This window comes from Paraburkholderia jirisanensis, assembly GCF_054782355.1.
Map to the genome: position 1 here is coordinate 231,613 of NZ_BAAGSQ010000025.1, position 25,576 is coordinate 257,188.

The 25,576-nt window shown below is 64.9% G+C and carries 24 protein-coding genes and 1 riboswitch; of the genes, 12 read left to right on the forward strand and 12 right to left on the reverse strand.

Annotated features, from left to right (window positions below):
• Positions 1-25: 25 nt before the first annotated feature.
• The gene (locus tag ACYVNQ_RS12960; RefSeq protein ID WP_460902897.1) at positions 26-613 is read left to right on the forward strand and encodes a vWA domain-containing protein; all 588 of its coding nucleotides are present in this window, start codon (positions 26-28) and stop codon (positions 611-613) included.
• Positions 614-784: 171 nt separating this feature from the next.
• Here ACYVNQ_RS12960 and ACYVNQ_RS12965 read toward each other — a convergent pair whose 3' ends face one another.
• The 7 genes from ACYVNQ_RS12965 to ACYVNQ_RS12995 all read right to left on the reverse strand — a co-directional run bounded on the left by ACYVNQ_RS12965 (position 785) and on the right by ACYVNQ_RS12995 (position 9,287).
• Entirely contained in the window at positions 785-1,723 is a 939-nt protein-coding gene (locus tag ACYVNQ_RS12965) for a flagellar brake protein (RefSeq protein WP_460902898.1), read from the reverse strand.
• A 132-nt stretch (positions 1,724-1,855) separates the two neighbouring features.
• On the reverse strand, positions 1,856-3,727 hold the full coding sequence (cobJ, locus tag ACYVNQ_RS12970; RefSeq protein ID WP_460902899.1) for a precorrin-3B C(17)-methyltransferase: 1,872 nt from the start codon (positions 3,725-3,727) through the stop codon (positions 1,856-1,858).
• Entirely contained in the window at positions 3,715-4,467 is a 753-nt protein-coding gene (locus tag ACYVNQ_RS12975; protein ID WP_460903574.1) for a precorrin-2 C(20)-methyltransferase, read from the reverse strand. Before ACYVNQ_RS12975 ends, cobJ begins: the two co-directional genes overlap by 13 nt.
• A gap of 108 nt (positions 4,468-4,575) precedes the next feature.
• Complete coding sequence (locus ACYVNQ_RS12980; protein ID WP_460902900.1) at positions 4,576-5,202, reverse strand: precorrin-8X methylmutase; 627 nt, start codon at positions 5,200-5,202, stop codon at positions 4,576-4,578.
• Positions 5,195-6,787 carry a precorrin-3B synthase gene (locus tag ACYVNQ_RS12985; RefSeq protein ID WP_460902901.1) on the reverse strand — a complete coding sequence of 531 codons (1,593 nt, stop codon included), beginning with the start codon at positions 6,785-6,787 and terminating at the stop codon, positions 5,195-5,197. The genes ACYVNQ_RS12980 and ACYVNQ_RS12985 overlap by 8 nt, the downstream gene beginning before the upstream one ends.
• Positions 6,788-6,849: 62 nt before the next feature.
• A riboswitch (cobalamin riboswitch) is annotated at positions 6,850-7,026 on the reverse strand.
• A 108-nt stretch (positions 7,027-7,134) separates the two neighbouring features.
• Positions 7,135-7,743: an ankyrin repeat domain-containing protein gene (locus ACYVNQ_RS12990; protein ID WP_460902902.1), complete on the reverse strand. Its 609-nt coding sequence runs from the start codon at positions 7,741-7,743 to the stop codon at positions 7,135-7,137.
• A gap of 92 nt (positions 7,744-7,835) precedes the next feature.
• Positions 7,836-9,287 carry a catalase gene (locus ACYVNQ_RS12995; RefSeq protein WP_460903575.1) on the reverse strand — a complete coding sequence of 484 codons (1,452 nt, stop codon included), beginning with the start codon at positions 9,285-9,287 and terminating at the stop codon, positions 7,836-7,838.
• Between the two features lie 431 nt (positions 9,288-9,718).
• On the opposite strand from ACYVNQ_RS12995, the gene ACYVNQ_RS13000 reads away from it, so the two are divergent.
• From ACYVNQ_RS13000 to cobM, 5 genes are all read left to right on the forward strand, one after another.
• Complete coding sequence (locus ACYVNQ_RS13000; protein ID WP_460902903.1) at positions 9,719-10,441, forward strand: hypothetical protein; 723 nt, start codon at positions 9,719-9,721, stop codon at positions 10,439-10,441.
• A gap of 140 nt (positions 10,442-10,581) precedes the next feature.
• Positions 10,582-11,787, forward strand: coding sequence for a precorrin-6y C5,15-methyltransferase (decarboxylating) subunit CbiE (gene cbiE / locus ACYVNQ_RS13005; RefSeq protein WP_460902904.1), 1,206 nt, complete (start codon positions 10,582-10,584; stop codon positions 11,785-11,787).
• Between the two features lie 4 nt (positions 11,788-11,791).
• Entirely contained in the window at positions 11,792-12,886 is a 1,095-nt protein-coding gene (locus ACYVNQ_RS13010) for a cobalt-precorrin-5B (C(1))-methyltransferase (protein WP_460902905.1), read from the forward strand.
• Entirely contained in the window at positions 12,883-13,620 is a 738-nt protein-coding gene (locus tag ACYVNQ_RS13015) for a cobalt-precorrin-6A reductase (protein ID WP_460902906.1), read from the forward strand. Before ACYVNQ_RS13010 ends, ACYVNQ_RS13015 begins: the two co-directional genes overlap by 4 nt.
• Positions 13,617-14,348 (forward strand): precorrin-4 C(11)-methyltransferase, encoded by a 732-nt coding sequence (gene cobM / locus ACYVNQ_RS13020; protein WP_460902907.1) that lies wholly within the window; start codon positions 13,617-13,619, stop codon positions 14,346-14,348. The genes ACYVNQ_RS13015 and cobM overlap by 4 nt, the downstream gene beginning before the upstream one ends.
• Before the next feature lie 91 nt (positions 14,349-14,439).
• Here the strand turns inward: cobM and ACYVNQ_RS13025 are convergent, their stop codons facing one another.
• The 3 genes from ACYVNQ_RS13025 to ACYVNQ_RS13035 all read right to left on the reverse strand — a co-directional run bounded on the left by ACYVNQ_RS13025 (position 14,440) and on the right by ACYVNQ_RS13035 (position 16,639).
• Positions 14,440-14,706 carry a hypothetical protein gene (locus tag ACYVNQ_RS13025; RefSeq protein ID WP_460902908.1) on the reverse strand — a complete coding sequence of 89 codons (267 nt, stop codon included), beginning with the start codon at positions 14,704-14,706 and terminating at the stop codon, positions 14,440-14,442.
• 215 nt (positions 14,707-14,921) lie between these two features.
• On the reverse strand, positions 14,922-16,406 hold the full coding sequence (locus ACYVNQ_RS13030) for a sodium:solute symporter family protein (RefSeq protein ID WP_460902909.1): 1,485 nt from the start codon (positions 16,404-16,406) through the stop codon (positions 14,922-14,924).
• Positions 16,403-16,639, reverse strand: a complete 237-nt coding sequence (locus tag ACYVNQ_RS13035; protein ID WP_460902910.1) for a DUF3311 domain-containing protein — start codon at positions 16,637-16,639, stop codon at positions 16,403-16,405. Before ACYVNQ_RS13035 ends, ACYVNQ_RS13030 begins: the two co-directional genes overlap by 4 nt.
• A gap of 273 nt (positions 16,640-16,912) precedes the next feature.
• On the opposite strand from ACYVNQ_RS13035, the gene ACYVNQ_RS13040 reads away from it, so the two are divergent.
• From ACYVNQ_RS13040 to ACYVNQ_RS13065, 6 genes are all read left to right on the forward strand, one after another.
• On the forward strand, positions 16,913-17,584 hold the full coding sequence (locus tag ACYVNQ_RS13040) for a MarC family protein (protein WP_460902911.1): 672 nt from the start codon (positions 16,913-16,915) through the stop codon (positions 17,582-17,584).
• A gap of 71 nt (positions 17,585-17,655) precedes the next feature.
• Positions 17,656-18,489: a class II glutamine amidotransferase gene (locus ACYVNQ_RS13045; protein WP_460902912.1), complete on the forward strand. Its 834-nt coding sequence runs from the start codon at positions 17,656-17,658 to the stop codon at positions 18,487-18,489.
• A 129-nt stretch (positions 18,490-18,618) separates the two neighbouring features.
• Positions 18,619-20,913 carry a putative bifunctional diguanylate cyclase/phosphodiesterase gene (locus tag ACYVNQ_RS13050; RefSeq protein WP_460903576.1) on the forward strand — a complete coding sequence of 765 codons (2,295 nt, stop codon included), beginning with the start codon at positions 18,619-18,621 and terminating at the stop codon, positions 20,911-20,913.
• Between the two features lie 131 nt (positions 20,914-21,044).
• Positions 21,045-21,395, forward strand: a complete 351-nt coding sequence (locus ACYVNQ_RS13055; protein WP_460902913.1) for a toxin-antitoxin system TumE family protein — start codon at positions 21,045-21,047, stop codon at positions 21,393-21,395.
• Positions 21,388-21,756 carry an HVO_A0114 family putative DNA-binding protein gene (locus tag ACYVNQ_RS13060; protein WP_460902914.1) on the forward strand — a complete coding sequence of 123 codons (369 nt, stop codon included), beginning with the start codon at positions 21,388-21,390 and terminating at the stop codon, positions 21,754-21,756. Before ACYVNQ_RS13055 ends, ACYVNQ_RS13060 begins: the two co-directional genes overlap by 8 nt.
• Positions 21,757-21,837: 81 nt before the next feature.
• Positions 21,838-22,740, forward strand: coding sequence for an NUDIX domain-containing protein (locus ACYVNQ_RS13065; protein ID WP_460902915.1), 903 nt, complete (start codon positions 21,838-21,840; stop codon positions 22,738-22,740).
• Here ACYVNQ_RS13065 and ACYVNQ_RS13070 read toward each other — a convergent pair.
• Both ACYVNQ_RS13070 and ppk2 read right to left on the reverse strand, forming a co-directional pair.
• Positions 22,737-24,590 (reverse strand): SulP family inorganic anion transporter, encoded by a 1,854-nt coding sequence (locus ACYVNQ_RS13070; protein ID WP_460902916.1) that lies wholly within the window; start codon positions 24,588-24,590, stop codon positions 22,737-22,739. The genes ACYVNQ_RS13065 and ACYVNQ_RS13070 overlap by 4 nt on opposite strands.
• A gap of 146 nt (positions 24,591-24,736) precedes the next feature.
• A complete protein-coding gene (gene ppk2, locus ACYVNQ_RS13075) occupies positions 24,737-25,564 on the reverse strand; it encodes a polyphosphate kinase 2 (RefSeq protein ID WP_460902917.1) in 828 nt (275 codons plus the stop codon).
• Between the last annotated feature and the right edge of the window lie 12 nt (positions 25,565-25,576).

Sequence of the window (25,576 nt, forward strand, 5' to 3'; positions counted from 1 at the left end):
AGCAGGCGCAAGTGCTGGCGACGGCTTGCCGGGCACGCGCATCGCGTGGCTGCGCACGCTCGCGGCAAAAGGCCCGCAGCCGTTGCGCACCGAGCATCTGCGTTTTGCGCGCAGCGCGCAGCCGCCTCGCGCGTTGCATTGTTTTCTGCTCGACTGTTCGGGTTCGATGCTGGCCGACGCGCGGCTCGCGCTGGCCAAAGGTCTGCTGCTCGCCCTGTTCGAGCGTGCACGGGCTGATCGTCACGAAGCCGCGCTGATCTGCTTTAGCGGTATGCGTGCGGCGCTGCGCTTCGGCCCTGCGGTGCCGCGCTGGTGGAACGAGCGCTGGCTGCAGCCGATCGGCGGCGGGGGCGGCACGCCATTGCAGACGGGCGTCGACAGCGCCACGCAATTGCTGATGCGCGCGGCGCGCCGCAAACCGGCGCAGCAACGCTGGCTGTGGGTGCTATCGGATGGCCGCAGCGCCGATACGCCGCTGCGGCCCGGCGCGGCGGACCACGTGGTATTCGTCGACTTCGAGCGCGACGCGTTGCGCCTTGGCCGCTGCGCATCGCTCGCGCAAGCGTGGGGCGGTGTGTGCGTTCGCCCCGACGAATTGATCGCGGACGCCTGAGCGCTTCAATGAGGAGCCTTCAATCGGGCGCCTTCAATCGCGCATCTTCAATCGCGCATCTTCAATCGCGCATCTTCAATCGGCCGCGCCTTCAATCGCGCATCTTTAGCCGCGCGTTTTAATCAGGCACCGCCGCGCAACTTGTCGGCGCGTGGGACTCCATACCTACGATCAGCGTGTGCCATTCGACCAGTACGACACATCGTCGATACGATCGAACACGAACGACTTCAGCGCTAGCTGCTGCGCCGCGTCGAGTTGCTCGAATTCGAGCCCATGCGTCGCAAGGCCGCCGTCTTCCGTGGCCGGCTGCGCATTGCGGATGATCGCGGTGGTTTCGACCACCGTATCGACGTCCTTCGAGCATAGCCGGAACGACACGCGCAGGCTGCGCCCGACTTCGCCGACCACCCACGGCGTTGCGAACGACATGCCGAACGCGCTGATCGTCTGCACCAGCCCGAGGCCGTCGTATGCGCTGCCGGCCGGATCGAGGCCAAAGCGCACTGGCAGCCGCGCACGCACGCGGATCGACTTGCGCTCGCGCAGCCGGCGGATCACGCCGGGCTTCGACAGCACCACATACTCGAACGGCAGCTGACACACCGAGTCGACCGTGCACACAAAGCGAAACACCGCCTGGCTCGCGATCGCGACGATCTCGACGTTTTCGCCGATGGTCAGCTGCAGATGCCGGCCACCCGATAACGGCGGCATCACGAACAACGACTGGTTCGGCGCAAAGCCGATGATGCGGCTCGGATGCATCGGCCCATTGCCGCCGGTTTGCGGCCGCATGCCGATCAACGCGCCGATCGCCAGGTGCGTGTCGGCCAGCGTGAGCGGCGTGTCCTGATCCTGGTCGTGAGCGCGGGTGGCGCTGCCGGCTGCGGCCTGCGTGTCGTCGAGATCGCCGCGGCGCGGCTTGAACTGCGCAAACAGAAAGCGCAACTCGTCGGCGCTGAGCACGACGGCGCCGCGCTCGAACAGCAGCGTGCCGTCGCCATCGACGATCGGCCATTCGAGCGGCGTGCCGACCGGCACAGTCTGCTCGCTCAGTGAGATGGAAGCGGCTGAGCTGGGCTCTGCGATGTGTTCTGTGGTTTGCATGGCGGACGCGAAAGCGATAAAGGAGGTTAACCGGAGTTATCGTCCGCCGGCGATCAAAGTTTAGCTAAGGAGAACCCTGATCGCCGAACGTTGCTTGCGCGCGCAACACGTCGGTAAGCGGCGCAGCTTGCACTAGCGATACCAGCGCGGCGTATAGACCCATTCGCCGCCATCGTTGCGCGCGAAGCCACGCGTGGTCGACGAACCGATGATCACCATGGTGCGCATGTCGACGTCGGCGGACTTCAGCGCACCGAGCGTGGTCGCGGTCAGCGCCGCGCCGGGCCGGCCGATGTCGCGTCCGAGGACGACCCGCGTATTGGCTGCGCGCACGCTGCGCACGATGTCGAGCGCCTGATCGAGCTGCCACGGCCGGGCGCGCGAAACCGGGTTGTAGAAGGCCATCACCAGATCCGCTTGCGCGGCGAGCTGCACGCGCATTTCGATGACCGCCCACGGTTTCAGGTTGTCCGATAGCGACAACATGCAGAAGTCGTGTCCGAGCGGCGCGCCGGCCTGCGCGGCGGTCGCCATCGCGGCCGATACGCCCGGCACGATCTGCAGATCGACGTCGGCCCAGCGCGTGTCGTCTGCGGTGTCGAGCGCCTCGAGCACGGCGGAAGCCATGGCGAATACGCCCGGGTCGCCGGACGAAACCATCACGACATGTTTGCCGGCAGCGGCCAGTTCGAACGCGTGGCGCGCGCGCTGCATCTCTTCGCGATTGTCGGTCGCGTGAATCCGCTGGCTGGCGTTGAATGGGCCGGCCATATTCACGTAGGTCGCGTAGCCGAGGATGTCGGTGGCAAGCGTCAGCGCATCGCGCGCGGCCGGCACCATCAGCGCGGCATTGCCGGGGCCGAGGCCGATCACCGTGAGACGGCCGCGTGCGCGGCCGATCGAAGCGGCGTCGACAGGGGCGGCGGCGAGCGCCAGCGCGACGCCTGCGGTTTCAGCGAGGAAATCGCAAGCTTGTTGCAAAACAGCCTTCAGCAGGCTGTGCGCAGAGGCGGTGTTGGCTTTGGCTTGAGTTCTGCCTCCGGCTCCGGCTCCGGCTCCGGCTCCGGCTCCGGCCCCGGCTCCGGCTCCGGCTCCGGCCCCGGCTCCGGCCCCGGCCCCGGCTCCTACCTCAGTTCCAACTCCAGCTCCAACTGCAGCTCCAGTTTCGTTTCCGGCTTCGGCTCCGATTTCAGCTTCAGCAAAGCGCAGCGGCACACCGAGTTCGGTGGCGGCCTGCTCGAGCGCAGCATCGCCGCAAGCCGTTGCGGGCGCAACCAGCGCCGCGAGCGCCAACGGCGCAAGCCCATGCGCCGCCAGCGCGATCCGCACGCGCTGCGCGGCATCGACACTATCCGTCAGCGCAGCGACGACGCTACGCGGATGAATCAGCAGTTCGTCGGCATTGCCGTCCCACGCGAGCGGCGTGACGCGAATCGCGAGGCGCGCGGTGGCCGAACGCGGCAACTGTGCCGCATCGAGCCAGCCTGCATCGCCTTCGATGCGCGTGCTCGCGCCGGCCAGCAGATCCGATACGAAGCGCTTGCCCTGCGCGAGGCTGGCGAGCGCATAACCGTCCGGCGGATTCAGCACGCAGGTGCCAAAGCGCAGTTCGCCGCTGGTGGTAATCGCGGGCGATACATCGAGCGCCGCGGCCATTTCGCGCGCCATCACGTTGACGCCGGCAAGGCCGCCGAGCAGCGGCACGACCGCGCTGCCATCCTCGGCCACCGCCAGCACCGGTGGCTCCACGCCTTTGTTGGAGAGCAGCGGAGCCAGGCAACGGATCACGATACCGGCCGCGCACAACGCGACGATTGGCGTGCCGCGCGCATAAAGCTCACGCAGATGCAAACCGAGTTCGTCGAAACCGACCTCGGTTTGTGCTTCCAGCCGCTCGCGCAGCCCATGCACGCGCGCGTCGGGATAGCACTGTTGCAGGCGGCGCGCTGTGGCAAGCGCGCCCGGCCCGAGCACGACGATCGCGGGCGCGTTCAGCCTTGCCATTTTTCCCCCGGCACGACGAGCAGCGAAAAATAGGGCGATGCCATCGGGTCGACGTCGGCAAGCGGCACGATCCGCTGATTCGCCATCGTCGCACGCTCGACATATAGCGCACGGCTCGCAAGGCCCAGTTCGTCCAGCACGCGCCGAACCTTGTCGAAGTTGCGGCCGAGTTTCATGATGACGGCCGCGTCGGCATCGGCAAGGCGCCGTTTCAGTTCGGCTTCGGGCAGCACGCCGGACAGCACCGAAAGCGTCTGGTTGCGGTACACGAGCGGCGCACCGAGCACCGCCGCGCCGCCCAGCATCGAGCACACGCCGGGCACGACTTCGGCATGAAAGCGTGGTGCGAGGCGGTCGTGCAGATACATGTACGAGCCGTAGAAAAACGGATCGCCTTCGCAGATCACCGCGACGTCGCGCCCTGCATCCAGATGGCCGGCGAGCACGTGCGCGATGCTGTCGTAGAAGTCGGCGATGATCGCCTCGTACGACAGCGGCGGTTCGAGTGCTTCGGTGGTGACCGGATAAACCAGCGGCAGATGAATCTGCGCGTCGTGCAGATGCGCTTCGATAATGCTGAACGCGTTACCTTTCTTGCCTTTCGCGACGAAATACGCGACCACCGGTGCCGCCTTCAGCAGCCGCAGCGCCTTCACGGTAATCAGTTCGGGGTCGCCGGGGCCGACGCCCAGGCCAAGTAGCCGGCCGCGTGCGACCGGCTGCGATGAGTCCGCCTGCAGGCCGCGCGAGCGCGGTGCATCGGCCGGTGCGCCCGTCGGGGTGTGCACTCGTGTGTCCGAGGGTGCTCCATTTTGTACTGCCGCATCGGCGTCTCGTTGTACGCTCATCTATTCGTCCTCCGAAGCCAGCGCATTGACCGCGGCAGCGGCCATTGCGCTGCCGCCGCGGCGGCCCTCGACGCTGACGAAGGGCACACCGCGGCTATCTTGCGCAAGCAGCGCCTTCGATTCCGCCGCGCCGACGAAGCCGACCGGAAAACCCAGAATCAGCGCGGGCCGCGGCGCGCCCGCATCGAGCATGTCGAGCAGATAGAAAAGTGCGGTGGGCGCGTTGCCGATCACGACCACGCTGCCTGCCAGATGCGGCCGCCACAGTTCGAGCGCGGCCGCCGAGCGGGTGTTGTTCAACTCGCGGGCGAGCGCCGGCACGGTGGGGTCGGCAAGCGTGCAGATCACATCGTTGGCTGCCGGCAGACGTGCGCGCGTGATGCCTTCGGCGACCATCCGCGCATCGCACAGGATCGGCGCGCCGGCTGCGAGCGCATTGCGCCCCGCGCTGCCGGCGCCTGCGGAAAAGCGCAGGCTGTCGACCACGTCGACCATGCCGCACGCGTGGATCACGCGTACCGCGAGCTTTTCGAGGTCGGCGGGAATGCGCGCGAGATCGGCCTCGGCGCGGATCGTCGCGAACGACTGGCGATAGATCTGCTGGCCATCGCGAATGTAGTCAAGCATCGGGGAAACTCCGGGCGGGCCGCGGCTGCAAAAGCGGAGCGGCCTCGTCGATTGTCAGGTTGCAGGCAACGCAGGTGCCGAAGCTGCGTGTGGCTTGGGGTAAGGGCGCGCCGGTGCGCGGGTCGGCGAGCGGCTCGGTGCGCTGATAAAGGTCGTAGCGACCTGGCGCGACGGCCAGTAGCGTGAATGGCACCGGGTGCGCGGCAGCGCATGAGCGCACGCACCCGCTCAGATGCACTTCGGCCGCGGCGGGCAGGCTGCGCGCGAGCTGCGCGGCATCGGCTTTGGTGTCGGCGAGGCCCTTCGCGCAGCCCGACGAGCCCGCGCAGGCGATCAGCCGCGCGAACGGCTGCGCGCGCTCGCAGGCGAAGCCCAACGCAGCGAGGCGGGCGAGTGCTGACTGCGCGTGGTTCTCGGGTACGTCGGGCAATAGCACGCTTTGCCACGGCGTGATGCGCAGCGTGCCGTTGCCCGCTTCGCGAGCCAGTGTGGCGAGTTCGCGCAGTGTCGCGGCATCGAGGCGTCCGAGCGGCGGCTGGCCGCCGACTTGCGACAGCGCGCGTGAGGCGCCCGATGCGTGCGTGAATGGGCGCCCAGGCAGGTGGCCGGAAGGGTGCTCAGATAACCGCCCAGCTTCGCTCGCAGATTCGCGCTGCGGCTGCACGCCGAAACGCAATGCCGCATCTGCCGGTGTGCGTCGCCACGCAGCGATCTGCGGACCGCGCAGCAACGCAAAATCGAGGCGCGCTGCGGCGCGTTCGAGTAGCGCTTCTGCAGGATGCTGCGCGAGCAGATCGCGCATGCGCGTCATCTCGGGGGTGGCCAGCTCGATGAACGTGTCGAGTAGTGCGCGCACCAGCGCAGGCACCTGCGCCGGCCGCACTGCCGCGAGCGCGGTTTGCTGATGCGGCGCAACCGGGATGGTGCCGGCGAGGCCGAATGCCAGGCGCGGCCCGTCTTCGCACGGCAGCGCGGCGAGCCAGATATCGTGCGGGTGACCGAGCATCGTCAGGCGTTCGCCGCCATCGAGCTGCAATGCAAATTTGGGCGACAGCGCGGCAAAACGTGCTTCGCTGCGCAGCAGCGTGAGGATGTCTTCGGCGAGCGGCTGCGTGTCGATCAGTGCTGCAGGATCACGGCCTGCGGCTGGGCTCAGCATCAGGTTGCGCACGTCGTCTGCGGCCGGGTTCGCCGGCTGCGCGAGCGCGGTGTCTGCTGCGCTTGCGACCCCAGCGACCCCAGCGACCCCAGCAGGCCCAAGCCCGGCCGCCAGCAACCGCGCGATCAGCGCCTGTTGTTCACCCGCGCGCACGCCGCGAATCTGCAGGTTCGCGCGATTGGTCGCTTCGATCACTCCCGACGCATGGGCAAGCGCTGCGTCGGCAATCGCGTCTGCCGCGTCCGCGCTCAATGCGCCGCCGGGCAGCCTGATCCGGCACAGCCCGCCGTCGCGCGCCGCGACGATGCGCACCAGCCCCGGACACGCCGACGCACGTGGCGTGGCGGCGCTAACGGGCGCATCGACAGCAGGAAAGGCGTGGTTCAAATCGGTTACCGGGTAAGCGTCGCGCGACGGCCCGGGCATTTCGCCGCGCATACGGCGGCGAAAAAGCTCGGCATCGGTACACCCCGCCCGATGTTTGGCTGGCACGAACAGTGTTGCCGGCAGGTCTCCTGGCTCGCAGGTCGTGATCCACACCGCCTTCCCGGTTAGACCAGTGGCGCGGTTCAGGTGTGGACTCGCTGCATACAGTTGCGGGGGCAGCCACGGTGATGCGTGTTCCCTCTTCGGCCCCGAAGGGCGCCGGCGACGCTTATTATGCCTTTTTTCGCTACGCCCAACGACCGTGAGCGGCCCGCAAGGCCGCCGCGCGCGGCGTTGCGCCGCGCGGGTGCCTACGGGGGTGCCTACGGGGGTACCTACGGGGGTACCTAATGAGTCGCGCCGATTTTCACCAGCGCATCGAACGCGCTCTGGTTGCCCTGTGCGCGGGCGGTATCGAGTGCGGTGCTGCCGCGCGCATCGGTGTGATCCGGGTTCGCGCCGCGCGCCACCAGATCGGACAACAGATCGAGCCGCCCAAACAGCGCGGCGAACGATAGCGCGGTTTCGCCCGCGTTGTTGGTCTGGTCGATCGGGCACGAGGCCTTCATCAGGGTGCGGGCGATCTCGCTCTCGCCCTTGAACAGCGCACCCATCAGCGCGGTGTTGCCGTGCCTGTCCGCTACGCACGGATTGGCGCCGGCCTTCAGCAGAAACGCAAGCGCATCGGGATGATTGTCATAGGCGCTCAGGACGAGTGCGGTATAGCCTTGCGGCGTGGTTGCATCGAGTGGATAGCCGGCTTGCGTCAGCGCTTGCAGGATATCGACGCGGCCAAGGCGCGCGGCGTCGAACCAGTCTTCGTCGTATTGACGCAGTTGCTGCGCGGGGATGGCCGAAGGCGGTGTATGGAGTTCGCGGGTCGATGCGCATCCGGCACAAAGCGCGGTGCACAGCGACACGAGCGCAGCAAGCTGCGTGGCAGGCAATCGCATCATGGGCTCGAATTCAGGGGAGGGAGAACCTGCATGCTCTCGCGTGCCGACACCCGCGCACGGCACGCGAGTTGGCACGCGAGCTACACGGCCGCCTAGTTTTCCTGCAGCTTCGCTGCCAGGTCCGCCACCCGCGATACATCCGCGTGCGTCGCACTGGCCAGACGCTTGCCGTAGTCGGCATCGGCCTTGTAGAAGTACGACAGCATCGCGTACTTGTTCCTGTCGTTGGTGACATGGTTCAGGTCCGCCGACAGTGCGGTAATCAGATCGCTCTTGTCCTGCTTCGACAGCGCGCGATAGTACTCGCCGGCCTCGCGGAAGTTCAGCGTCTTGTGGATCGCCGCCTGCTGCGTGGTGCCGGACAGCGGCGTCTGCACGTACTTGTACTTCGGATCCTGCGGAATTTCAGCGAGCGTCGACGGTTCGTAGTTCACTTCGCCGGTGCGCTTGCCGGCGTTCAGCTCGCCGTCCTGATTCACGTTGGTGACCGGTACGATCGGCCGGTTGATCGGCAGATCGTTGAAGTTTGCGCCGAGGCGATACATCTGCGTATCGGCGTACGCGAACATGCGGCCCTGCAGCATGCGGTCTTCCGAAGGCTCGATACCCGGCACCATGCGCGACGGCGCGAATGCGGATTCCTCGGTGGACTGGAAGTAGTTGTCCGGCACCTGGTTCAGCACCATCGTGCCCACCTTGCGCTCCGGCACGGTGCTCCAGACTTTGGTATCGTCGAGCGCATCGTAGTCGAACTGGTTCAGATCTTCCGGCTTCAGCACCTGAACGTACAGATCCCATTTCGGGTAATCGCCTTTACGGATTGCGCCGTAAAGGTCGTTGGTCATCATGTTCCAGTCATTGCCAATCGATGCGGCAATGTTTTGCGGGCGAATTCCGTGAATGCCCTGCTCGCTTTTCCAATGGAATTTCACGTAATGCACTTCGCCTTTTTCATTGACGAATTTAAAGGCATGAACTGCAAAACCATCCATATGGCGATATGAATCCGGCATGCCTTCGTCCGAATACAGACGGGTCAGCATGTGGGTCGCTTCCGGCGAGTTCGCGAAGAAGTCGAACGCGAGATTCGCGTCCTGCACGCCAGTCACTGCGCTCGGCTTGTTGGCGTGCACGAAGTCCGGGAACTTGATTGCGTCGCGAATGAAGAAGATCGGCAGGTTGATGCCGACCATGTCCCAGTTGCCTTGCGTCGTATAGAACTTGATCGCGAAGCCACGCGGGTCGCGCGCCTGTTCCGGCGAACCGCGGTAGCCCATCACCGTCGAGAAGCGCACGAACACCTTGGTGCTGGTGCCCGGCGTGAAAACCTTGGCTACCGTCAGGTCGGAAATGTCGGCGTCCGGTGTGAAGGTGCCGAACGCACCGGTGCCGCGCGCATGCACCACGCGCTCCGGAATGCGTTCGCGGTCGAAGCGCTGCAGCTTCTCGACCAGCTGCGAATCCTGCAGCAACGTCGGTCCGGCCGGACCGGCGGTTTGCGAATTTTCATTGTCTCCCACAGGCGAGCCGTTGTCTCGCGTCATGTTCTGCGCATAGGCGCCCGATGCAAATGCCAATGCAATGGCAATCTGAACACACCTGAATGCGGATTTCCTTTTGAGCATGCTGCTTTTCCTTAGGGGCGGGGCGTTCAATATAAACGCGATCGAAATGCGCTCACCAATTGATATTAGGCATGGTCGGAATAGCGGAACTTAATTGCAAGGCAAATGAACGAGATTTTTCGTTTCGCTGCACATCACGTCGGATGGGCGGATCCAGCACGCATCGATCAGGTTGCTGCACGTCGCGGTGCATGTGGTGCCCCGATAGCACCCACCGCTGCGGCGGATCGACACAATGGCGCCATGCTCTTCACACAAGGAGGTGACCCGAAGCGCTACCGGTTCAGTTCTTCAGCATTGAGTGTCCGTAATTCATCCACTTTACGAATCACGTCTTGAAGGAGTCGAACATGCAGACAACGTCACAGAATCCGATTGTCAACACCAACTACTTTTTCTCCGGCAGCCAGCTGACCGAAAACCAGCAGGGTGCGACGGGCGTCGGCTCTGCCGGGCAGGAGGGCGACGATAACCTCGAAGGCCGCATTCCCGGCAAAACGGAGGGCATGTGGCGCAAAGTGGTTTCCGCGCAACTGGGCGAGATCGGCGGCAAGCTCGATAGCCTGGCAACGGGGCAGACGGGGATCAATAACCGCCTCGACAGCGTGGCGAGCCATCTGGAAGTCCTCGACGGACAGGTCGGCAACCTGAACTCGCAGCTGACCGCGCAGGCGCGCCGGTTGAACGGTATCGACAATGCGGTTCGCTCGAGCAATGTCAAACTCGACAAGCTGTCGGCAAACGACGATGCAATGGCGGCCGCCCTTGGCCAGCTGGGCGGCCAGCTTGGCGGCGTCGATGCGCGGCTCGGCAAGGTCGACGACTCGCTAAAGGTGCTCGCCGCTGCGCAGGGCGCAGCCAATCTCCAGCTCGCCGGGCTTAACGGCAAGGTCGACGCAGGGTTCTCGGCTTTGGCGAAAGCGGTGCAAAGCCAATGCACCACGCCGATTCCGCATTCGTCCAACCGCGCGCAGCAAACGCAGCAGGCAGCGGACCAGGATCAATCGTCGCAACGCGACCTTGACGAGGTGCGCATGCGCCACGTCAGGTTCGATAACAGGCCCGCAATGTAAGCCACGCGGTATCATGCGTGACTACACACCACGCGCCGTTGCTCGAGCAACGCGACGGCGCGCGGCCGAAGCGGGAAGCGCCCCGCATCGGCCGGGCATCAATCTGACAGCGCAATACGCGATACATCGAGGACCGCAGCATGCCGGCATGGCTAACCGTAGTAGGAATAGGCGATGACGGTTTTGCCGGTTTGGGGCGCGCGGCGCGCCGCGCGCTACTCGATGCGGCGGTAATTTACGGCGGTGAGCGTCATTTCGCGATGTTGCCGGCGCGCCTTGCCGCGCGCCGCGAACGCTGGCCCAGTCCGTTCGATATGACCGCGCTGCTCGCGCACCGCGACACGCCGGTCTGCGTGCTGGCAAGCGGCGACCCGATGCTGTTCGGGGTTGGCGCGACGCTTGCGCGCCATGTCGGCGCACAGCAGATGCGCGTGCTGCCGGCGGCTTCGTCGTTATCACTCGCGGCGGCGCGACTCGGCTGGCCGCTGCAGGAGGTGGCGTGCGTATCGATAGTCGGACGGCCGCTGGCCCTGCTCAATCTTCATCTGCATGATGGCGCCCGCGTGCTTGTATTGAGCAGCGATGGCGCAACGCCTGCACACCTGGCCACGCATTTGACCGAACGCGGTTTCGGTTCGACCCGCATGACCGTGTTCGAACATCTGGGCGGCCCACTCGAGCGCCGCATCGACGGTTGCGCCAACGCGTGGCACGCATCGCAGGGCGCGGCCTTGAACCTGATCGCGCTGTGCTGCCATGCCGACGGCGACGCGACGCCGCGCCTCGCGCTAACGCCCGGCTTGCCCGACGAAGCCTTTCATCACGATGGACAATTGACCAAACGCGACGTGCGCGCGTTGACGCTCGCCCGGCTCGCACCGGTTCCCGGCGAATCGCTGTGGGACGTCGGCGCGGGTTGCGGTTCGATCGGCATCGAATGGATGCGCGCGCATCCGTCGTGCCGCGCGCTGGCCATCGAAGCGCATCCGGAGCGGCAGCGTTTCATCGAGCGCAATCGCGACGCGCTCGGCGTGCCGGCATTGCAACTGGTGGCGGGCCGCGCACCCGACGCGCTGGCCGGGCTGCCGTCGCCCGATGCGATCTTCATCGGCGGCGGCGTCAGCGGGCCCGGCGTGTTGCCGGCGTGCTGGAGCGCGCTGAAGAACGGTGGGCGCCTCGTCGCGAATGCAGTGACGCTGCAAGGCGAGGCGGCGCTGGTTGCCTGGCGCGAGCAGCACGGCGGCAGCTTGACGCGCATCGCGCTGAGCGCAGCAGAGCCGCTCGGCGGCTTCGACACATGGCGCTCCGCGCTGCCGGTCACACTGTACGAAACCCGCAAGCCGTGACGTGATGCGCGACGAAACCCCCGAACAACCGGCGCCGCTGCGCAGCGGCTATACGACCGGCAGCTGCGCGACCGCCACTTCGCTGGCGGCGGCGCGGCTGCTGCTCGGCGGCGGGGCGAGCGAGGTGGCCGACATCGTGCTGCCCAAAGGCCAGCACGTGCCGATGCGGCTGACGTTCTGTCGCCTGACCGACGACGGCGACGGCGCTGAAGCCGGCACGATCAAGGACGCCGGCGACGACCCGGACGTCACGCACGGCGCGGTGGTGTTCGCGCGCGTGAAGCTGCGCGCGCAACCAGGCGTCGGGTTCTTCGCCGGGCCGGGTGTGGGCACCGTCACGCGTGCCGGGCTGACGCTGCCGGTCGGCGAACCGGCGATCAACCCCGTGCCGCGCCAGATGATGACCCAGCATTTGACGCAGCTCGCCGAAGAGTTCGCATATGGCGGCGGCTTCGACGTGACGATCGGCGTCGAGGGCGGCGAGGCGCTCGCGCTGAAGACGATGAACCCGCGGCTGGGCATCGTCGGCGGCCTGTCGATTCTCGGCACCACCGGCATCGTGCGGCCGTTTTCGTGCTCGGCGTATATCGCGTCGATCCACCAGGGCATCGACGTCGCGCGCGCGAACGGCTATCTGCATATCGCAGCCTGTACCGGCAACGCCAGCGAAGACGCGATGCGCAAACACTACGGCATGCCCGATATCGCGCTGATCGAAATGGGCGATTTCGCCGGCGCCGTGCTCAAGCATCTGAAGCGCGCGCCGGTCGAGCGGCTCAGCATGTGCGGCGGTTTCGGCAAGCTCAGCAAGCTGGCGGCCGGCCATCTCGATCTGCATAGCAGCCATTCGAGCATCGATTTGCCGCAGCTTGCGACATGGGCCGGCGAGCACGGCGCGGATGCCGTGCTGCAGACGGCCATGCGCGCGGCCAATACCAGCCAGCAGGCGCTTGCGTTGGCACATGCAGCCGGCGTGCCGCTCGGTAACCTCGTGTGTGCGCATGCACTGCAGGTTGCGCGCGGCATCGTGCCGGCCACGGTTCGCGTCGAGATGTTCGCGATCGACCGGCAGGGCAGTATCGTCGGAGCCGCGCAATGACGCGCATTCTGTTGTTAGGCGGTACCGGCGACGCGTTGCAGATTGCGCGCGGCCTCGACATGTCGCATGTCTACAGTCTGGCTGGCCTCGGCAGCGTGCCGCAGCGGCTCGTGTGCGGCGTGCGGATCGGCGGCTTCGGTGGCGCGGCGGGTCTCGCACGTTATATCGAAGACGAAGGCATCACGCTGGTTGCGGACGCAACCCATCCGTACGCGGCGCAAATCAGTGCAAACGCGGCGGCGGCGTGCCGTACTGCCGGCGTGCCGTACTGGGCGCTGCGGCGTGCGGCCTGGCAGGCGCAGCGTGGTGACGACTGGCGCATGGTCGACGGCTGGCCGGGCGTGTGCGCGGCATTGACGCCGTTTGCGCGGCCGCTGTTCACGCTCGGCCGCGAAGCGCTCGCGCATCTCGACGAGATTCCGGCGCATCAGTTCTGGACCGTGCGCTGCCTCGACGCACATCCGGGCCATGCCCGCGCCACCGTCATCGATGCGCGCGGGCCGTTCACTGTCGATGGCGAACGCGCGCTGATCGCCACGGGCGGCTTCGATGTGATCGTCAGCAAGAACAGCGGCGGTGCGGCCACTGAGGCGAAACTGGTGGTTGCGCGCGAGCGCGGTTTGCCGGTCGTGATGGTCAGGCGGCCGGCCCTGCCGCCGGCAGACCGGGAGTTTGACGAGGCCGGCGCGATGCGCGAAGCGTTGTGCGGCCTGACAAGGAGTGTTGTTGAATGACGGTTTTCTTTATCGGTGCGGGGCCTGGCGACCCTGAACTCATCACGGTGAAGGGGCAGCGGCTGGTCAGAAGCTGTCCAGTGATTCTCTATGCTGGTTCGCTGGTGCCGCCCGAGGTGCTGGCTGGCAATGTAGCGCATAGCGTCGTCAACACGGCGGAGCTCGATCTGGACGCGATCGTCGCGTTGCTTGCCGATACGCACGCCAATGGGCACGACGTCGCGCGTGTGCATTCGGGCGACCCGTCGCTATACGGTGCGATCGGCGAGCAGATGCGCCGGTTGCGCGCGCTGGGCATTCCGTATGAAATCGTCCCGGGCGTGACCGCAACCGCGGCCTGCGCGGCGACGCTCGGCTGCGAGCTGACGCTGCCCGACGTTTCTCAAACGCTGATCCTGACCCGCTATGCACGCAAGACGTCGATGCCCGCCGGCGAGCAGCTCGGCGATCTTGCGCGTCATCGCGCGACGCTCGCGATTCACCTTGGCGTACGGCATATCGCGAGCATCGTCGAAGAATTGCTGCCGCACTACGGCGCGGATTGTCCGGTCGCGGTGGTGTATCGCGCGAGCTGGCCCGATGAAGAAAAGCTGACCGGCACGCTGGCGGATATCGTCGGTAAGGTGCAGGCCACCGATATCGAGCGGACCGCGCTCATTCTTGTCGGGCGTGTGCTGGCGACCGATCATTTCGCCAACTCGACGCTATACACGAAAGGCGCTGCTTAAGCGTCACCAACGTCACCAGCGTCGCCGCGCAATGCCCGCAAACGCATGCGCGATTTCTCACCGTCTCCACGACACCCACACTGAAGAACGTTCAGGTCCGTTGATTCGGACCGAACGTCGCCGTCCATCCGCCGCCGCCCGGAGGCGTCATCGAGTTCGTCTGGCTGCCGTCGTTGCCGAACTTGCGGTCGAGCCATACGTGACCATCCGCGGATTTAAGCTGGAGTTCGCGAAGCTGCCCTTGTTCGTCGAAGCTGCGGTAGCTGCCCGCCTGTCCGGTTTGTCCCGGCTGCTGGGTGAAGGAGGTTTGGATCTGACCGTTCGGATAGTAAGTCTGGTATTGCGACGATACGTTCATAGACATCCTGGTAGGTTGGCGTTGATGGGGAATGTGGCGGTGCCGCAATGCGTGCCAACGAGCACTGCGGCGCGTGTATCTCGCCACGTAGATATTCTCCGACTATGCGATTTGCATCGGTGATGCACACGTATGCGAGATGCAAATCAGCCGGGAGCGGCAGGCGTAGAGCTACGCCTGCCTGTTGTCCGGATCGTTCGTGTCGTCCGCGTGAGCTAGCGCGACTGCGCGTGCGACTGCCCGGCCTGCGCATGCGGCTGCGTTAGCGCACTGACGATCGCAAACACGATCACGTTCAAGGTCAGCGCCACGAAGCCGATGTTCACGTCCTTCAATACGTCCGGCAAAAACGGCAGCAACTGCCCGACGCTCAAATGCATGATGGTTGTCACCGCAACCATCAGCACGCCGACCGCGATGCCGCAAAATGCCCCTTGTTTCGTGGCGCGATTGCGCGCGGCGAGACTGCACACCACAGCCGGGAACAACTGCGTGACGAAGTTGTAACCCATCAGCAGCAGCGCGACGATGGTTTCGCCGCCGTGCAGCGTGAACAGCACCGCGACCAGCGCGACGACCGGCACCATGAAGCGCGCGATCTTGGCCACGCGCGCATCGGAGGCATCGCGCTGTAGCAGGCCGCGATACACGTCGTTGGCGAGCAGCGTCGACGCGGTGGTCAGAATCATCGAGCCCGGCACCAGCGCGGTCAGCACGCCCGCCGCGCCGACCACACCGACGAACCACGGGTCGAAGGTCTGGAGCGTCAGCCGGAATAGCGAAAGATCGATATTGCCGCCGGTCAGCCCCGGCACCTTCAGCGTCGCCGCGAAGCCGCAGAAGAACACGAACAGCAGGATCAGCTGATAGATCGGCAGCACCATCGCGTTGCGCCGGAAGATGCGTTCGTCCTTAGCGGTGAACACCGAGCCGAACGTGTGCGGCCACATGAAGAAGCCGAGTGCGGTCAGCAGCACAGTGGACTGGAACCACACCACACTCGAACTGGCGCCCTTGTCGGGGAACGTCAGAAAGCCAGGCCGTGCCGCGTCGATTGCATGGAACATGTTGCCGAGGCTGCCGTAATGATGGATCGGCAGGTAGATGCCGAGAAACAGCACGACGCCGAGAATCAGCAGGTCCTTGACCACCGAGTTCCATGCCGAGCCGCGCACGCCTGACGCCATCACGTACACCGTCACCACCGCCGCGCCGATCCAGATCGCCGCGGTCGACGAGATCGCGCCGTACGAGGTGGTCGCGACGATGATGCCGAGCCCTTTGAGTTGCAGCACCAGATACGGAATCAGCGCTGCGACGCCCACCAGCGCAACCAGCACGCCGAGCGTTTCGCTGTCGTACTTGCGCGCGAAAAAGTGCGGTTGGGATACCAGCCGATGGGTCTTCGCATAGCGCCACACCGGCGGCAGCAGCCAGTACGACAGCACATAGGCGAGCGTTGCATACGCGAGGATGTAATACACGGGCGCGCCTTTGCCATAGGCGAAACCGCTGCCGCCGAGAAACGTGAAGGTGGTGTAGATCTCGCCGGCCATCAGCAGGAACACGAAGGCGGTGCCGAAACTGCGGCCGCCGACGGTCCATTGTTCGAGGCTCATGTCGTGGCCGCGGCGGGCACGTATGCCGAGATACAGCGCAAACAGCGTGACCGCGACGATGATCAGAAGTGCGCTGCTCATGAGCGGTCCTCCGTGGGGCGACCATCTACGGGGCGGCCGTCCGCTATGGGTTCGCGGTTGGCCGGATCGAGCCTGTAGACGACTGCCATGATGACCGCGGTGAGTACCACCCACATCACGATCCACGCGAGCACAAGCGGCATGCCCAGCACCAGCGGTTCGACACGATTGACGAACGGAACGCCGAGCAGAATGCCGATGAACGGCAGCACGGCCAGCAGACGGAAGGACATCGGGCAACTCCTCGTACTCAGGCTACGTTTGGGGTTGATACGCGTCGCTACGGCCTTGCAAGCAAGGCCCGGACCGACTGTATGCCCGGGCGCGGGCTTGCGTAAAGCGAATCAAAAATATGAGCGCTGTGCCCGCACGCTGTGCTGGCGCGTTACGCTATGCGATACGTTGATCTTTGCGGCGCATGAAGGCATATTGAAAGAACATCGTGCCTATGCTTCACAGATGCTTTAATCATCACAAAACCAATCAACAAAGCCAGTCACAAGCCAATGACAAGCAGCCTGATCGCCGACATCCTGTTCGGTTTCACCGCATTGATCAGCATCATCAATCCGTTTGCTATCGCGTTCGTGTTTCTCGACCGCACCGAGTCGTTAAGCCGCGACGAACGCGCGGCGCTGGCACGGCGTGTGTCGATCAACGCGTTGATCGTGCTGCTGGTGGCGTTCTTCGCCGGCACGCCGGTGCTGCATTTCTTCGGCATCTCGATCGAGGCGTTGCGCATCGGCGGGGGCCTCGCGGTCGCGGTCAGCGCCTGGAACATGCTGAACGCGCCGGAGACGCGTAACGAACAGGCCGCCGGCAAGCCGGTCGACCCGGAAAACGCGATGTCCAAAGCTTTCTTCCCGCTGACAATGCCGCTCACCACCGGCCCCGGCACGCTTGCTACCGCGATCGCATTGAGCGCGAGCCGCTCGCACAAGCTGTCCGAATTCCTGTTGTCGTCGCTCGCATCGGTGGTGATCTCGGTGCTTGTCGTGCTTGTCATTTATTTCACGTACAGTCGCTCCGCCTACATCGCTCACTTCCTCGGCAAGGAGGGGACGCGAGTCGCGTTGCGGGTGTCGGCGTTTCTGCTGCTTTGCATCGGCGTGCAGATCATGTTGACCGGCATTTCGGCGTTCCTCGGGCCGCTGGTGGCCTATCGGGGCGCGCCGTAGCAGCACCTTGGTGCAGCGCGCAAGATGCCGTGGCGACGCAAGGGCAGTCTTCTTTGTCGAGGAGGTGAATCATGTGTCGCTGGCTGGCTTACACAGGCAATCCGATCCAGCTCGAAACCGTATTGTTTCGGGCGAAGCATTCGCTGATCGATCAGAGTCTGCATTCGCGATTGGGGCATACCACCACCAATGGCGATGGCTTCGGCGTCGGCTGGTACGGGCATCCAACCGATATCCCGTTTCGCTACCGATGCGCGCAGCCCGCGTGGAGCGACCGCAATCTGCGCGACGCCGCGCGTGCCGTGCGCGCGCCGCTGTTCGTCGCGCATATCCGCGCGGCGACCGATACGCCGGCCCAGGAAACCAACTGCCATCCGTTTCGCTACGGCCGGTGGCTGTTCATGCACAACGGCCTCGTGCGCGAATATCCGAAACTGCGCCGCGACCTGATGATGGCGATCGACGCGGACCTGTTCGCCTCGATTGAAGGCTCGACCGATTCGGAAGTGCTGTTCTTCCTCGCGCTCAGCTTCGGTCTCGAGCTCGATCCGGTCGAGGCGCTCGAGCGGATGGCGGGCAGCGTCGAGGAAACCGCGCGCCGCCGCGGCGTGGCCGAGCCGCTGAATATGACCGTGTGCGCGACCGACGGCGAGCGTATCGTCGCGGTACGCTATTCGAGCGAGCGGCAGTCGCGCTCGCTGTTTCACAGTGCTTCGATGCGGCATCTACATGAGCTTTATCCGGACGATCCGCGCATCGAGGCCGTCGGTGAAGACGCATTTCTGGTACTGTCTGAACCGCTCGTCGACTTGCCCGGATGGTGGGAAGAGATTCCGGAAGGGACGGCGATCGTCGCTAAAAACGGGGTAATCGAGCAGCGCACATTCAATCCGCATATTCAATGACGGGCATCGTTTTTCGTCTGTATGCGTGGAATGTAAAGAAGCGGCGCAAACCTGGCGTAAACCCGGGTGCAAGAAATGCGCAATGCTGCCGATGTTGCATTGATGAATCGCCAAGAGAGCGTAATCCGGATGATCGACAGTGAGCACAACAGTGAGCACGGTAGCCGCAGCTACAGGTCGAGCGTAGCCGCGCAAGTGCTGGAGTCTGAACGCAACGTCGTGCGGCTGCTGACGCGCAGCACGCCGTTGCCCGATCTGCTTGCAGAAGTGTGCCGGCGCGCCGAGACCTTGCTGGGCGACGGCGCGTCCTGCACCGTGCTGGTGCTCGGCACCGACGGGCGGCACGCCAAGGTCGGCGCCGCGCCGTCGCTGCCGATCGAGTTTCACGACGCGCTAAGCCGCTTCGAGATCGGACCCGAGATGGGTTCGTGCGGCACGGCGATGTACGAGCGACGCATGGTGGTCGCAGAGGACATCGAGAAAGATCCGCTATGGGCGGAATTTCGGCATCTCGTGCGGCCGCACGGCCTGCGCGCCTGCTGGTCGATTCCATTCGAAGACGAAGCGGGCAGCGTGCTCGGTGCATTCGCGGTGTACTACCGCGCGCCACGCCGGCCGACCGACGTCGAAGAAACGATTCTGCGCGACATCGGCCGCAGCGTTGGCCTCGCGATCCACCAGGACCGGCTGCAGCAGCGCCTCGCGCAAAGCGAGGAGCATCATCGCCTGGTGGTCGATCACCTGAACGAAGGCATCGTCGTGCAATTGCGCGGCGGCGAAGTGCTGGCCTGCAATCCAAGCGCGATGCGCATGCTGCGCGCCACGCCGTCGATCGTCGGCAGCAACATCTATTCGGTGATGCTGCGCGCGCGCCGCGAAGACGGCTCGGTGATCGAGACGCCGGACCGGCCGACCCGCCAGGTATTCGCCAGCGGCAAGCCGATGCTCGGGCTGACGCTGGCGCTCGACCTGTACAACGGCGAAACCATCTGGGTGACCGCGAATGTCGTACCGGTCTTCAAGCCGGGTGAGAGCGAAGCGCACGCGGTGCTGATCTCGTTCAACGACATCGGGCCGGTGCGCGCGGCGCAGCAACAGCTCAAGTATCTGGCGACGCGCGATTCGCTGACGGGTCTGTTCAACCGCGCGTATCTGTCGGACCGCATGCGCGAGCTGCTCGAGCCGGCCGAACGCGGCCTGCACGTGCCGCGCGTCGCGGTGCTGTTCATCGACCTCGACGGCTTCAAGAAGGTCAACGATACCGGCGGTCACGACGCCGGCGACGCGTTGCTGCGCAGCGTGGCGCGACGGCTCGCGGCCTGCGTGCACAAAGGCGACACGCTGGCGCGGGTCGGCGGCGACGAGTTCGTGATCATCGTGTCCGGCTATGAAAGCGCTGCGCATCTGACCGCGCTCGCGCGCCAGGTGATCGAGACCATCGCGATGCCGTTCGCGGTGGCGGACAACGAGTATTACCTCGGCGCGTCGATCGGCATCAGCGTGTTTCCGGAAGACGGGCGCGATGCGATCACGCTGATGCGCAATGCCGATTCGGCGATGTATCAGGCCAAGCTGCGCGGCCGCAACGGCTTTGAATTTTTCACGAAGGAACTGCAGCGACAGTTGCAACGGCGCTTCATGATCGAGCAGGCGCTGCGGCGCGCGCTCGGTGCGGACGAGTTGCGGCTCGTCTATCAGCCGATCGTCGACGGCACCAGCGGCCGTACGGTCGGCGCCGAAGTGTTGATGCGCTGGCGCAGCAGCGAACTGGGCGACGTGTCGCCGGCCGAATTCATTCCGGTTGCCGAAGACACCGGCCTTATCATTACGCTCGGCCGCTGGCTGCTCGAGCGCGCGTGCGAACAGGCGGCGCAGTGGCGCAGGACCGTCGCGCCCGATCTGATGATCGCGGTGAACCTGTCGCCGCGCCAGTTCAACGACGACCTGGTGCAGGAAGTCGCGCAGTGCCTGGTGGCCGCCGGGCTCGCGCCGGAGGCGCTCGAACTCGAGATTACCGAAGGCCTGCTGATGAGCGAGCGCGCACCGGTGATGCCGATTTTGACATCGCTGACACGGATGGGGGTGCGCATTTCAGTGGACGACTTCGGCACCGGTTATTCGTCGCTGTCGTATCTGAAGCGCTTTCCGCTGCACAACCTGAAGGTCGACCGCTCGTTTGTTGCGGGCTTGCCGGATCACCGCGACGCGGTGGCGATCACGCATGCGGTGATCGCGATGGCGCATTCGCTCGGCATGGACGTTACCGCGGAAGGCGTCGAGACCTCGGCGCAGGCCACCTATCTGCGCTCGATCGGTTGCGACCGGCAACAGGGGTATCTGTTCGGCAGGCCGATCGACGCGGGGGAGTATACGCAGATGCTGCATGAGATCGCGGGGCGCGAAGGGACGGGGTTGCCTGCGTGAGGGGGGCGCTCTCTGAGCGCAAGCAAGTATCGTTGGTATCGCCCGGCGAGACAGCCGACCCATCGGCGGCGTACTTGCATAAGTTATCACTCGATGATAACATTCAGCCCATGACCAATCGAGATCGAAGCTTGGACACCCTGCTCGAGTTGGACGGAGTGGGGTATGCCGTCGATCACACTGGGTGTTGCTGGGTGAAATTTGAAGTGAAACGGGTCGCTGCGTCGCCAGAGCGGCCGCACGGGCTGAAGTATTCGATGACACTGCACGATGAAACGGGTGCTCGCCTGTTGGGATTCGATAACGCGCATCCGGTTCGAGAAGGTTCAGGCCCCGGTGCACGTACGCGGATCGAGTATGACCACAAGCATTCCGGCGAGCGTATCCGGTTTTACGATTACGCAGATGCCGTGACGTTAGTAGCAGACTTCTGGGCCGAAGTGGAAGCGGTGATGAAGGAAAGGAGCGAAAGCGATGATTGACGAACACATCCTGAAAATCGGGATTGCCCCCATGGAGCAATTCAAGGCGCGGACAATGGCAATCGCGCGGGGCGAATACAAGCCGTCGCCCGATGAGCCGAAGATCTGGTTCTCGTCGCCTGAGTCGTTCGCGCAGGTGCTGTCGGGAAAGAATCAGGCGTTGCTCGCGTTGATCGCGAAGACGAACCCGGCATCGTTGACGGAGTTAGCCGAGACATCGGGCCGGGCCAAGTCCAACCTGTCGCGCACGCTTAAGACGATGGAGCGATACGGCATCGTGCACTTCGAGAAGGGTGATGGCCGGGAAGTCGCTCCACGGGTGAATTACTCGGGAATCCGCCTCGAAATGTCGTTCGCGTAGCCAGCGACAACAGAACCTGGCGTAACTGGCGCAGCAGAGCGGCACCGTTGATGCGACCAACCCGATCCGTCAGGAGCCGCCATGCCGTTCAAATTCTTGCATAGTGCTGCGATCGAAGCCGCGCTCGAGGGTGCGACCCGCCAGTATCTGGCCGGCGCACTGCAACTGCCGCAGGCGCTCGCGCATCTTCACGACACGGATGTCGAGATCGGCCTCTCCGACTATGCGCAGCACGCTTTCGAGCCCGCGCATCGCCACACACGCGCGAAGGAATACCAGTACGTGCTGCGTGGCATGACCGAGTATCAGGATGTCGACAGCGGTGAAGTGCATCGTTTCACAAGCGGCGACTTCTATGTGATCGAGCCGGGCACGGCTTATATTCAGCGCATCAAACGCGATACGCGCATCCTGTTCATCAAGTATCCGGCCGGCAACGACAAGCAGGCGGTCGACGTGCAGGAGACGCTGGCTGCATGGGCACGCGAACCGCTGCGGGTCTCGCGCGTCGATCTGGATGCACGCAAAGAGGCGCCCGCGGCGAACTCGCTGAAGCCCGCGGTGGCGGTGGCCGTGTTCGATGCCGGGCAACGGCTGCTGCTCGTCAAACGGCGCGACAGCGGCTTTTGGGCGATGCCGGGCGGCACGATGGAGTTGTCCGATTCGCTTGAGTCATGTGCGCGGCGCGAGGTGCGCGAAGAGACCGGTATCGACGTCGCGATTACCGGCATGATCGGCACCTACACGGATCCCGCAACGATCATCGCGTACTCGGACGGCGAAGTGCGCCGCGAATTTTCGATTCTGCTTGCAGCAAGCACGAAAGACGCGTCGGACCACGCGCTGGTGCACGACGACGAATCGACCGACGTGCAATGGGTGAAGCTCGATGAACTCACGCGCTACCCGATGGTCGCCGCGCAGGCGCGCCGCGTGAGCGATGTGCTTGCGTGGGTGACCCGCCACGCGGTGTTTATCCGCTAGACCTGCGCGGTGGCGCCCGCTTCAGCGCTGCCATCCGACACGCTGATCCGATAGTGCGCAACCGCCTGCTCGAGATTGTGGAACATCCGTTCGCGGCCAAGCGCGACGCCCAACGGCGAGCGCTGCACCAGATCCAGCACATTCGGATTCATCGCCGCCAGCCATAGCGCAATGCCGCGATGGCGCAGCCGCTGTTCGGCATCGGCGAAGGTTTTCAGCGCGGTGTATTCGATATCGAATACACCGCTCATGTCGATGATCACCGTCTTTGGGCTGGCCGCCGCGATCAGATGCTGGATCTTGATGCTGACGTGCTGCACGTTCGCGAAGTACATGCGGCCTTCGGGCAGCAACAGCAGCAGCCCGGCGAACGATTCGTCGTGCGGGTGGGCGGCGGACACCGGCCGGAACACGTTGGTGCCGGGCTTGCGCGCGAGCACATAAACCGGCGGGTCCGACACCTGATGCGCAAGCGCGATCAACGACACGACAATTGCGACCAGAATGCCTTGCAACGTGCCGAGCACCACCACGCCTGCCAGCGCGACCAGCGCCCAGACCAGCTCCATGCGCCGCACTCTTGCGATCGCGCGAAACTCGGCTACGTCGAACAGTCCGACCGAGTAGACGATCACGACTGCGGCGAGCACTGCGTGCGGAATCAGGCCGATATACGGCGATAGCAGCAACATCGCAGCAAGTGCGACGGCCGCAGTCACCAGCCCAGCCGCCTGGCTGCGCGCGCCGGCGCGGCGGTTGACTGCTGTTTGCGTGGTGCCGCCGCCGGCAGGCATCGAGCCGCACAGCGCGCCGGCGAGATTCGCGATGCCGGTGGCGAACAGTTCGCGATTGGCGCGCGGCGTCGGCTCACCGTGCTGCACAAACGCGCGGCCCGCGGCGGTGGTTTCCGTGAAACTCATCAACGCCATACCCAGCGCGATTGGCCACAGCGTATGGACCAACGACATCGACGGCAAGGTCAATGCGGGCAGGCCGGTCGGCACAAAGCCGACGGTTTCGACACCGTGCGCCTGCAGTCCAAGCAAACTGGACGCAAGCATCGCGCCGCCCACCGCAACCAGCGGTGCGGGCACGCGCGGCACGAAGCGCCGCAGCAGCGCGAGCGTGACGATCGTCAGCACCGCCACCACGACGGTTGGCGGCGACGCATGCGGCGCGTGCGCCACGATCTCCATCACGTCGCGAAAGAATTCGCCTTTGGCGAAATGAATGCCGAGCAGCTTCGGCAACTGATCGACGAAGATGACCACCGCAATGCCCGCCTTGAAGCCGATCAGCACCGGCTCGGAAATGAAATCGGCGACAAAGCCGAGGCGCAGCAGCGAGCCGAGCATCAGCAGCAGGCCGACCAGCACACCGAGTGTGGCGGCAGCGGCGAGCAGCTCCATGTGGGTGCCGCCCGGCGCCGCGTGCGCGAGTGCGCTGGTGGTCAGAATCGCCAGCGTGGTGGTGGTGCTGACGCTGAGCGCGCGCGAGGTGCCGAACAACGCATAGATCACCGCGGGCACGAACGCGGTGTAGAGGCCGGCTTCGATCGGCAGGCCGGCGAGCGTCGCATAGGCGAGGCCGTTCGGGATCACCACCGCGGACGCCGTCAGGCCGGCGCTCAGATCGGCGCGCAGCCATGGCCGGCGGTAGCGGCGCAGCCACTCGGGCAATGGTAGCCATGCGGGGCCGGAGGCAGCGATCGTGGCGGGCGTGGCGACGCCCGGTGCGTCAACGCCCGGCGTACCGACGCCCGACGTACCGACGCCCGACGTATCGACGCCCGGCGTATCGACGCGCGGCGCGTCAGCGCCCGACGCATCGTGCAAAGGATCATGCGACATAACGGGAACGTACGAAACAGATCGAAACAGCGCGGAATATTGCGCGAGATACAGCTCAAAACGCGGCGCAAAAAGACAGCTCAAAACATACGCGCGTTGCCGCGCCCGCGGCAACGCCCCATGTTAGCCGTTATGCGTGCGCTGCTTCAGAACTTTTCGGGTACGTACTTGAACGGATAGTCGGGCTCCACATAGCCGCCGCGCTTTTGCCGTTTCGGCAGCGTAACCTTCGGCCGCGGCATCGCCTTGTACGGAATGCTGCCGAGCAGATGGCTGATCAGGTTGAGCCGCGCGCGTTTTTTGTCGTCGGAGCGGACCACGTGCCACGGCGCCACGCCGCTATCCGTTTCGACGAACATATCGTCGCGCGCACGCGAATACTCGTACCAGCGCTCATACGAGCGCAGGTCCATCGGCGACAGCTTCCAGATTTTGCGCGCGTCGTTAATGCGTGCCTCGAGCCGGCGCGTCTGCTCCGGCTCGCTCACTTCAAGCCAGTATTTGAGCAGGATGATGCCCGATGCGATGATCGCGCGCTCGATCAGCGGCACGCTCTTCAGGAACATCTTCGCCTGATCTTCGGTGCAAAAGCCCATCACGCGCTCGACGCCGGCCCGGTTGTACCAGCTGCGATCGAACAGCACGATCTCGCCGGCCGCGGGCAGATGCGGCAGATAGCGCTGCACGTACATCTGCGATTTCTCGCGATCGGTGGGCGCGGGCAGCGCGATCACGCGGAATACGCGTGGGCTCACGCGTTCGGTGATCGCCTTGATCGTGCCGCCTTTGCCGGCACCGTCGCGGCCCTCGAACACGACGCAGACTTTCGCGCCGGTCTGCACGACCCATTCCTGCAGTTTGACCAGCTCGACGTGAAGGTGCTCGAGCTCCTTCTCGTACTGCTTGTTCTTCAGTTTTTCCGGCGCTTCGACGCCGCTGGCCGCGCCGGCCTTTGCCGATTTTTTGTCAGCCATCGCCTTGCCTCC

Excerpts from the sequence above, each read along its gene's own strand:
- ACYVNQ_RS12965 (WP_460902898.1), bottom strand. The coding sequence starts at position 1,723 with ATGCAAACCACAGAACACATCGCAGAGCCCAGCTCAGCCGCTTCCATC.
- cobJ (WP_460902899.1), bottom strand. The coding sequence starts at position 3,727 with ATGGCAAGGCTGAACGCGCCCGCGATCGTCGTGCTCGGGCCGGGCGCG.
- ACYVNQ_RS12980 (WP_460902900.1), bottom strand. The coding sequence starts at position 5,202 with ATGCTTGACTACATTCGCGATGGCCAGCAGATCTATCGCCAGTCGTTC.
- ACYVNQ_RS12985 (WP_460902901.1), bottom strand. The coding sequence starts at position 6,787 with ATGCCCGGGCCGTCGCGCGACGCTTACCCGGTAACCGATTTGAACCAC.
- ACYVNQ_RS12990 (WP_460902902.1), bottom strand. The coding sequence starts at position 7,743 with ATGATGCGATTGCCTGCCACGCAGCTTGCTGCGCTCGTGTCGCTGTGC.
- ACYVNQ_RS12995 (WP_460903575.1), bottom strand. The coding sequence starts at position 9,287 with ATGACGCGAGACAACGGCTCGCCTGTGGGAGACAATGAAAATTCGCAA.
- ACYVNQ_RS13000 (WP_460902903.1), top strand. The coding sequence starts at position 9,719 with ATGCAGACAACGTCACAGAATCCGATTGTCAACACCAACTACTTTTTC.
- cbiE (WP_460902904.1), top strand. The coding sequence starts at position 10,582 with ATGCCGGCATGGCTAACCGTAGTAGGAATAGGCGATGACGGTTTTGCC.
- ACYVNQ_RS13010 (WP_460902905.1), top strand. The coding sequence starts at position 11,792 with ATGCGCGACGAAACCCCCGAACAACCGGCGCCGCTGCGCAGCGGCTAT.
- ACYVNQ_RS13015 (WP_460902906.1), top strand. The coding sequence starts at position 12,883 with ATGACGCGCATTCTGTTGTTAGGCGGTACCGGCGACGCGTTGCAGATT.
- cobM (WP_460902907.1), top strand. The coding sequence starts at position 13,617 with ATGACGGTTTTCTTTATCGGTGCGGGGCCTGGCGACCCTGAACTCATC.
- ACYVNQ_RS13025 (WP_460902908.1), bottom strand. The coding sequence starts at position 14,706 with ATGAACGTATCGTCGCAATACCAGACTTACTATCCGAACGGTCAGATC.
- ACYVNQ_RS13030 (WP_460902909.1), bottom strand. The coding sequence starts at position 16,406 with ATGAGCAGCGCACTTCTGATCATCGTCGCGGTCACGCTGTTTGCGCTG.
- ACYVNQ_RS13035 (WP_460902910.1), bottom strand. The coding sequence starts at position 16,639 with ATGTCCTTCCGTCTGCTGGCCGTGCTGCCGTTCATCGGCATTCTGCTC.
- ACYVNQ_RS13040 (WP_460902911.1), top strand. The coding sequence starts at position 16,913 with ATGACAAGCAGCCTGATCGCCGACATCCTGTTCGGTTTCACCGCATTG.
- ACYVNQ_RS13045 (WP_460902912.1), top strand. The coding sequence starts at position 17,656 with ATGTGTCGCTGGCTGGCTTACACAGGCAATCCGATCCAGCTCGAAACC.
- ACYVNQ_RS13050 (WP_460903576.1), top strand. The coding sequence starts at position 18,619 with ATGATCGACAGTGAGCACAACAGTGAGCACGGTAGCCGCAGCTACAGG.
- ACYVNQ_RS13060 (WP_460902914.1), top strand. The coding sequence starts at position 21,388 with ATGATTGACGAACACATCCTGAAAATCGGGATTGCCCCCATGGAGCAA.
- ACYVNQ_RS13065 (WP_460902915.1), top strand. The coding sequence starts at position 21,838 with ATGCCGTTCAAATTCTTGCATAGTGCTGCGATCGAAGCCGCGCTCGAG.
- ACYVNQ_RS13070 (WP_460902916.1), bottom strand. The coding sequence starts at position 24,590 with ATGTCGCATGATCCTTTGCACGATGCGTCGGGCGCTGACGCGCCGCGC.
- ppk2 (WP_460902917.1), bottom strand. The coding sequence starts at position 25,564 with ATGGCTGACAAAAAATCGGCAAAGGCCGGCGCGGCCAGCGGCGTCGAA.